The sequence below is a fragment of the Cytophaga sp. genome, assembly GCF_051961495.1.
In the GTDB taxonomy this organism is placed as follows: Bacteria; Bacteroidota; Bacteroidia; order Cytophagales; family Cytophagaceae; genus Cytophaga.
Window position 1 is genome coordinate 1 of sequence record NZ_JBQCDF010000280.1, and the last position, 8,058, is coordinate 8,058.

General features: G+C 41.1%; 7 protein-coding genes and 1 pseudogene. 5 read left to right on the plus strand and 3 right to left on the minus strand.

Annotated elements, in window-relative coordinates; all coding sequences use genetic code 11:
- The first annotated feature begins 205 nt into the window (after positions 1–205).
- The gene (locus ACTHJT_RS15680; RefSeq protein ID WP_440239912.1) at positions 206–1,525 is read left to right on the plus strand and encodes a saccharopine dehydrogenase family protein; all 1,320 of its coding nucleotides are present in this window, start codon (positions 206–208) and stop codon (positions 1,523–1,525) included.
- Between the two features lie 151 nt (positions 1,526–1,676).
- Here ACTHJT_RS15680 and tnpA read toward each other — a convergent pair.
- A pseudogene (tnpA, locus tag ACTHJT_RS15685) lies at positions 1,677–2,137 on the minus strand (IS200/IS605 family transposase).
- An 828-nt stretch (positions 2,138–2,965) separates the two neighbouring features.
- Between tnpA and rnhA the strand changes: the two are divergent.
- Both rnhA and ACTHJT_RS15695 read left to right on the plus strand, forming a co-directional pair.
- Entirely contained in the window at positions 2,966–3,448 is a 483-nt protein-coding gene (gene rnhA, locus ACTHJT_RS15690) for a ribonuclease HI (protein ID WP_440239914.1), read from the plus strand.
- A gap of 6 nt (positions 3,449–3,454) precedes the next feature.
- Complete coding sequence (locus tag ACTHJT_RS15695; protein WP_440239916.1) at positions 3,455–4,177, plus strand: tRNA1(Val) (adenine(37)-N6)-methyltransferase; 723 nt, start codon at positions 3,455–3,457, stop codon at positions 4,175–4,177.
- 159 nt (positions 4,178–4,336) lie between these two features.
- Here ACTHJT_RS15695 and ACTHJT_RS15700 read toward each other — a convergent pair whose 3' ends face one another.
- Together ACTHJT_RS15700 and aroQ are read right to left on the minus strand one after the other, a co-directional pair.
- Complete coding sequence (locus tag ACTHJT_RS15700; RefSeq protein WP_440239918.1) at positions 4,337–5,371, minus strand: aminotransferase class V-fold PLP-dependent enzyme; 1,035 nt, start codon at positions 5,369–5,371, stop codon at positions 4,337–4,339.
- 6 nt (positions 5,372–5,377) lie between these two features.
- Positions 5,378–5,797, minus strand: a complete 420-nt coding sequence (aroQ, locus tag ACTHJT_RS15705; RefSeq protein WP_440239920.1) for a type II 3-dehydroquinate dehydratase — start codon at positions 5,795–5,797, stop codon at positions 5,378–5,380.
- A 190-nt stretch (positions 5,798–5,987) separates the two neighbouring features.
- Between aroQ and xerD the strand changes: the two genes are divergently transcribed.
- Both xerD and ACTHJT_RS15715 read left to right on the plus strand, forming a co-directional pair.
- Entirely contained in the window at positions 5,988–6,887 is a 900-nt protein-coding gene (gene xerD, locus ACTHJT_RS15710) for a site-specific tyrosine recombinase XerD (RefSeq protein WP_440239922.1), read from the plus strand.
- Between the two features lie 108 nt (positions 6,888–6,995).
- The gene (locus tag ACTHJT_RS15715; protein WP_440239924.1) at positions 6,996–8,033 is read left to right on the plus strand and encodes a quinone-dependent dihydroorotate dehydrogenase; all 1,038 of its coding nucleotides are present in this window, start codon (positions 6,996–6,998) and stop codon (positions 8,031–8,033) included.
- Positions 8,034–8,058 lie beyond the last annotated feature (25 nt).

Here is an 8,058-nt window from a genome sequence, read left to right on the forward strand (position 1 = left end):
ACCCCAGCGGGGTCAAATTTTTTTAGCAATCCGCACCCAAGTAATTGGTGCGCGCCTTTCGCGGTGGCGATGGGCGCGCACTATTCATGCTAATTGATCCAGAACAAAATCAATAAAGTACTAGCTATTACATATATTAAGCACAAATGAACAACCTCGATACTCTTAAAACGTAAAACATAGAACTTAGCACTTACCTACCACCATGCAGCAAATCCTGATCCTGGGCATCGGCCGTTCCACTTATTTTCTTTTAGAATACCTGAACCACCTGGCAGCAGAACAAAAAATTCATATAGCTGCTGTTGATGTCCAGCAGGAACTGATTGAAAAAAGAAAGGCAGAGTTCGTTCATATAAAATTTATTCAATCGCAGGTAGACAAAGTCTCCATTGATGCATATGTTGCAGATGCAGATCTGGTGATCTCCATGCTGCCACCCGCTTTTCATTCCTCAGTAGCTGCATTGTGCCTGCAAAAAGGAAAACATTTTTTTACGGCATCTTATGTAAGCGCTGAAATAAAAGCGATGCATGCGGAAGCAGAAAAGCAAGGCTTGCTGTTCATGATGGAATGCGGGCTCGATCCCGGTATTGATCATATGTCGGCCATGGCGCTTATTCATTCCTTACATGACAAAGGAGCAGAGATTACGTCGTTTGAATCATTCACCGGCGGACTGGTTCATCCGTCCTCTGTTAATCCTCCGTGGAACTACAAGGTGTCGTGGAATCCCCGCAATGTTGTGCTGGCCGGACAAGGCACACCTGCACAGTATAAAGAGCAGGGACAGATTAAATATCTTTCGTATAAAGAATTGTTTACACAACCTTCTGCATGGAAAATTTCTGCAACAGATGTATATGAAGGCTACCCGAATCGTGATTCCTTAAGTTATCAATCACTGTATCAATTAGGGCAGGCAAAAACATTCATCCGCGGTACCCTGCGTTATCCGGGCTATTGCAAAGGCTGGAATTACCTTGTACAATTGGGAATAACAGATGATAACACAGTATTGCCGGAAGATGCTGCACGCACAGGCAGATCTTTTTTAGCAAATTTTTTACCGGCAGGAGAAGATGCTCTTGAACAAAAACTTCAAAAAGAATTTGGTGCTGATGTGCTTCCATATATGCGTGTCTTAGGTTTGCTGGGTGATGAGCCGATCACTCCGGCTGCTGCAACGGCTGCACAGATCCTGCAAACCATCATTGAAAAAAAATGGAAACTGCAGCAGGATGATAAAGACCGCATCGTGATGATTCACCGGTTAGGTTATTTATTGAATGGCAAAGAACATACGATACAAAGCAGCCTGCTGGTAGACGGCGATGACGCGGAACGTACGGCCATGGCTAAGACCGTGGGTCTGCCGCTTGCTATTGCCGTTGATTTATTTTTGCAGGGAAAGATTCATTCACGGGGAGTACAGGTTCCGGTTACAGCGGAATTTTACAAACCGATATTAGAAAAACTGAAAGCGTTTGGTATTGTGTTTAAAGAAGAAGATTTCATTGCGTAAACATCAAGAAACGTTATTTTTTTTCGGAAGATATTGGGATGGAAGCATTGAATTGTCGTCTAGTTAAACATGAATGACCCCAGAGGGGTCAAATGTTTATAGAAATAACGTGTAATTTGCAATTATACCGACCCCATCGGGGTCGCACATTTTATTCATACCATTCAAAAAGATATTCGGGTTTAATTCAATATTAAACTTTGTAAGAAATTCCTCATACTCTTGTTTAAATGTTTTTTTGATATGATGCTCTTTTTGATTCATTATATACTGAACAACATTATCCAAAGAAGAGTGACTATACGAAAATGCGCCAAATCCTTCCTGCCATTGAAATTTGAAAGGTGTTAATTTATTTTCTTTAATGTATGTATTAGATGATTTTTTAATTTCCCGAACTAAGTCAGATAAACAACAAGTAGGTTTCATTCCTATTAAAAAATGAATATGATCTGGCATGCCATTTATTGCTATCATTTTTTGATTATTGTTTTGAACAATTGCTGTTATATATCTATATAATTGTTCTTTTCATGAATGTTGAATCATTGATTCACGGCCTTTAACTACAAATACTACTTGAATATAGATCTGCGAAAATGTATTTGACATAATTGTTTAAAAATTAGCTGGACTGTAAAAATGTTATTTATAATTTAATTATTCAAATAGCTACTGCCCCCGCTGGGGTCGGTATTATTACAATTAAATATTTGCTATAAACATTTGACCCCTCTGGGGTCATTTCTAATGAGCATATGATTGTATTTTCTAATATATAGCTGGAAAGAAAAAGTTAATTAATTATAATGAATTGTGTGAATAAGGCGTGCTGACTCCGGAGTAGTCAAAGTAAAATGTCTCTCTTAAGCCCGCCCCTTCGCCGCGGCGAAGGGGGCGCACATTTAGCTGGTAAGCTTTGGTGTGTGAAGACAAGGGAAACCTTGCGTCAGCTGAAATCAGGAGCAAGGCTTACGACATGATTAACCCTTGTAATCAAATACATTGCAGGCTTGCATAAGTATATTTTAAATCAGATTTTTGTAATTAGTTTCCTTCGAAGGAATAATGATTTTTCTATCTGCACCAAAGCAACCTTCACCCGTACTTCAGCCATAGTTCACCCGTACTTCATCCGCAGTTCACCCGTAGTGAAGTCCTGCCAATGCCCACTCAATGCCCATCTGAACCCTATTTGGAGCCTAGTTTCGGAAATGGTTCCTGCATGCGCCAGCAGGGGGAAATGGGGCACAAGGGAAACCTTGCGCCAGCTGGGGGCAGGGTGTCGTTTGAGTAATGCACACAGCGTACATCGTTTGTTTTACCTGTATTACAGAATTTTAAGCTTTTAAAAGGAACCTGATCATTCGCCATGCAGGTCTTAAAACATATTACCTGAAACGTAAAACCTAAATAAAACTTTCTTACTACCTTCGTAACATGATTACTTTATATACAGATGGAGCCTCCAGAGGCAATCCGGGTCCCGGTGGCTATGGAGTGGTTCTGTTGTACAAACAACACCGGAAAGAATTGAGCGGTGGTTTCCGCATGACAACCAACAACCGCATGGAACTGCTGGCTGTCATAACAGGACTGGAAGCATTGAAAGATCCGGGCCATGAAGTACTTATTTATTCCGACTCTAAATATGTAATTGATTCGGTTGAGAAGGGCTGGCTGATGGGCTGGGTAAAAAAGAATTTTAAGGATAAGAAAAACGAAGACCTGTGGCGGCGCTACTTATATGTTTCCAGTAAACATAAGATCCGCTTTCAATGGGTGCGCGGCCATGCCGGCAATGTAGAAAATGAGCGTTGCGATGTATTGGCAACACAAGCTGCAGACGGACCGGGCAAGCAGATCGACTACGGATATGAAACAGAAAGCGGCATGCTGAACAAAGGTCATTTGTCCAATTAAAACAGCATGGCGAACTCCTGGTTTCAGTTCAAACAATTTTTAGTGCAGCAGGATAAATCGGCTATGAAGGTTTGCACCGATTCCTGCGTATTTGGTGCAACTATTCCTGTTGATCAGAAAACTACATCCATTCTGGATATCGGCACGGGTACAGGCCTCCTGGCACTGATGCTGGCGCAGCGTACGGAAGCTGCGATCGATGCTGTAGAAATGCACCACGATGCTGCGCAGCAGGCTGCAGCTAATTTTTTTAATAGTCCGTGGAAAGAACGCTTAACTATTCATGAAGCTTCCATACAGGATTATTTCAAGGTTACTACGAAGCAGTATGGCCTCATTATTTGCAACCCACCTTTTTTTTCTGCATCGCTTAAATCCGGTAATGCATCAAAAGACATGGCCTGGCATCAGTCGCATTTATCTGTAGAAGAATTAATGCAGGTTACAGCTTTCATGCTTAAGACCGATGGAGATGCATACATGCTGATCAGTATCTATGAGGAAGAAAATTTTATTCGTGCCGCAGAAGCTGTAGGATTAAAAACTGTGCGATTTTTATCCATGTATGAGAATGAAAAAAAACTGATCCGTTATGTATTGCATCTACGAAAGGATTCAATACATGCGGGAACAAATGAAATTAAATTTGTGATCCGGAATTCCGGCAATCAATATACAGAACAGTTTACAGAAGCCCTGAAAGATTTTTATCTGCATCTGGACCGCTGATTAAGCTGATTTTTATGATTTCACTGAATGCTTAATTATGAAATTTCAGATAAATTTATCATCAAATTCATTACAGAATGATTAAAGAAATGATGTTGGTTTTAAGGTCTGAGGAAATCAGATCAATCATTTTAATCAGATAAATCAGTGGTACTGACATTAAATCACCGCCAGCAATTTTTCAAAATCAGCATTTGTGTGCGCAGGAAAATTCGCAATGCGGATTGTATTCTCTTTCCAGACTCCATAACCGCTGCCAATAATGATCTGCTGTGCCTTGAGTGATTTTTTTAATTGCCCTGTGTATTCCTCGTCACATTTTAACGTCAGCACCGTGGGTGACTGCACGCTGCTTTCGATCAGCAACGGTTGTAAAGACGGGTGGTTTGAAAAATGCGTATACAAATAACTCATCCGTTCTTTTAAGATCAGGAAATCAATCGGTTTAATTTCTTTCAGCCGTTCTGCAAGCAAATAAATGCCTAAGATATTAGGTGTGTGTGTTGTTTGAAAGGTTGCGCCATTTTCAACGATTCGTTTTAACGAATTAAAATGAATATCGCTGCTGTTGGTTTCGATCTGTTTTATTGCCTGCGGCGAAAGGATCAGTACACCCAATCCGGATGGAAGCCCGAAACATTTCTGCACGGAAGCAAACCAGATATCCGCGTCTTCCCAATTAACGGAAAGGCCTGCCAATGCTGATGTAGCGTCAACGGCAACCAATGAGCCTGAAAATTTTTTGCGTATGGATGTCAATGCATCGCTGGAGAGGAATGTACCATTTGATGTTTCTACAAGCGTTGTGCAGATAATATCTGCAGCAGCATTTTCTGTTTCTGCAGTGTATGTGTTGTGAATATCAAATACACGGCTGATGTGTTCAATTCCTGATTGCCTGGAAACCTCCATCCATTTCTTTCCGAATGAGCCGTTGTAGATATGCAGGAAGGAACGGTGAGCAAAAGACTGTGCCAGTATGGTCCAGCATTCTGTTGCGGAAGAAATGAAATGTACTTTATAGTCTTTGGGTAAGTTGTAATGAGTTTCAAATCTTTCCTGAACCAATGCATACAATTGCATGAATTCAGCGCTGCGGTGATTCATGCTCAGTATACCCGAGGCAATCGCGTCCTGTATGCACAGTTCAATGCCCGGGAATAATTTTGATGGTCCTGGATAGAAATTCAACATACGAAATTACAGTGTTGTAAAATGGTGTACAGCCAGGGAATAGCTTTTCATGCCAAAGCCTGTAATGATACCCATGCAGTTCTTTGCCATCAGGCTTTTGTGTCTGTATTCTTCACGCGCATATACGTTTGAGATATGTACTTCAATAACCGGAGTCTTAATACCTGCAACAGCATCGGCAAGGGCAATGGAAGTATGTGTATAGGCACCGGCGTTGAATACAATGCCGTCATAATCGAAACCAACTTCGTGCAGTTTGTTTACCAGTTCGCCTTCCACATTGGATTGGAAATACGAAAAAGTTACTTGCGGATACGCTTTTTGTAAATCCTTGTAGATGTCTTCTGCAGAAGCCGCGCCATAAATGCCGGGTTCACGTTTGCCAAGCAGGTTCAGATTCGGGCCGTTTAATATCAGTATTTTCATGAAGTAAATATAAGAAGTGTAGAGTGTAAAGTGCAAAGCTCAAACATTTGTTCTGTTTAAAATAGCTCAAATCCCTTAATTAAGAAACGAATTACACTTTACACGTTAAACTCTACACTAAGTTTCTTAGAGAATGAATATCAATTGATAAATTACTGCTTTGTTAAGCTGCATTCATTACCTTTACAGCATGAACTGGAAAATCCTCATCCGTCAGTTTCGGGATTATTTAAAACTGGAACGCTCATTGTCGGGCAACTCCATAGAGGCCTATGAACACGATGTTGTTAAATTTATGCAATATCTGGAAATCAATGAGCCTTCGGTTGGTCCGTTGCAGGTAAAAGGAAAACATATTCAGGCATTTTTAGAATACATTACAGAACTGGGTATGTCTGCATATTCCCAGGCACGTATCCTATCCGGAGTGAAATCGTTTTTCCGTTTTTTATTGATGGAAGAAATCCGCGATGATGATCCCTCGGCTTTAATTGACAGCCCGAAGCTGGGGCGCAAACTTCCCGATACATTATCCTTTCATGAAATTGAAGCGATTCTTAGTGCAATCGATTTGTCCAGCCCGGAAGGTACGCGTAACAGAGCCATGCTTGAAACGCTTTACAGCTGTGGTTTGCGTGTTTCTGAATTAATTGAATTAAAAATATCAAACCTGTTTTTTGACGATGGTTTTATAAAAGTACTTGGTAAAGGCAATAAAGAAAGATTAGTGCCGATCGGTCGTGATGCCCGCAAATACATTGGTATTTACAGGAATGAGATCCGTTGTCATATAAACATTGTAAAGGGAGCAGAGAACTTTGTGTTTTTAAATCGCCGGGGAAATAAACTGACCAGGGAAATGGTTTTTATGATCATTAAAAACCTTACGGCTAAGGCTGGTATAAACAAAACAGTAAGTCCGCATACATTCAGGCATTCTTTTGCAACCCATCTGATTGAAGGTGGTGCCGACTTGCGTGCGGTGCAGGAAATGCTGGGCCATGAATCCATTACTACTACCGAGATCTATACCCATCTGGACAGGGATTACCTGCAGCAGATCATCAGGGATTTCCACCCGCGCAGCTGATAATTCAAAAAAATAGATTCCATTTGTTCTTTTCCACATTCAGTTGAAATTCTTTAATCAGAACACCTCTTTACGTATTTTCGCATATCATTTAAATGCGAAATTGTTTTGTATAAGCTGCTGATCAAACCCATACTGTTTTGTTTTCCGCCTGAACGTGCGCATCACATAACATTCTCTTTTATAAAATTTTTATTCTTTGTTCCCGGCATAAGCTATATATTCCGGCTGATCTATACGGTAAAAGACAAGAAGCTTGAAAGAACTGTATTTGGAATCACCTTTCCCAATCCGGTAGGTCTGGCGGCAGGTTTCGACAAGGATGCAAAAATTGTAGATGAGTTTTCCAGTCTTGGTTTTGGCTTTATCGAAATCGGAACAGTAACTCCGGTTCCGCAATCCGGTAATGAAAAACCCCGTTTGTTCCGTTTACCGGAAGATGAAGCGGTCATTAACCGCATGGGCTTCAATAACGGAGGAATGAAAGAAGTGGCTGCACGTCTCCGGAAACGCAAGTCTAAGATTCTGATTGGCGGAAACATCGGGAAGAATAAAGTGACACCCAATGAGGAAGCGCTTAATGACTACATAAAGGCATTCAATGAACTTTTTGATTGCGTCGATTATTTTGTTGTGAACGTTAGTTCACCGAATACACCCGGCTTACGTGCCTTGCAGGAAAAAGGTCCATTAACGGAAATATTAAAAAGTCTGCAGGAAGTGAACCAAAAGAAACCCGCACCTAAACCAATTCTTTTGAAAATCGCGCCGGATTTGACAAATGAACAACTGGATGATATTGTTGAGATCATTACTGAAACAAAACTTAGCGGTATTATTGCTACCAATACAACCATTTCTCGGGATGGCTTGAGAACCGAAGTGGAGCGTGTGGAGGAGATTGGCATGGGCGGGTTAAGCGGTCGTCCGTTAACGGTTCGTTCGACTGAAGTGATCCGTTATCTGGTAAAAAAATCGAATAATACCATTCCGATTATCGGCGTTGGCGGTATACATTCCCCGAAAGATGCCCTTGAAAAACTGGAAGCCGGAGCTTCATTGATTCAGTTGTATACCGGATTCATTTATGAAGGTCCGGCTTTGGTTGGGGAAATTAACAAGGCGATTCTGAAGAAGAAGTACTAAATACAGAGTACTCAGTACGGAGTAT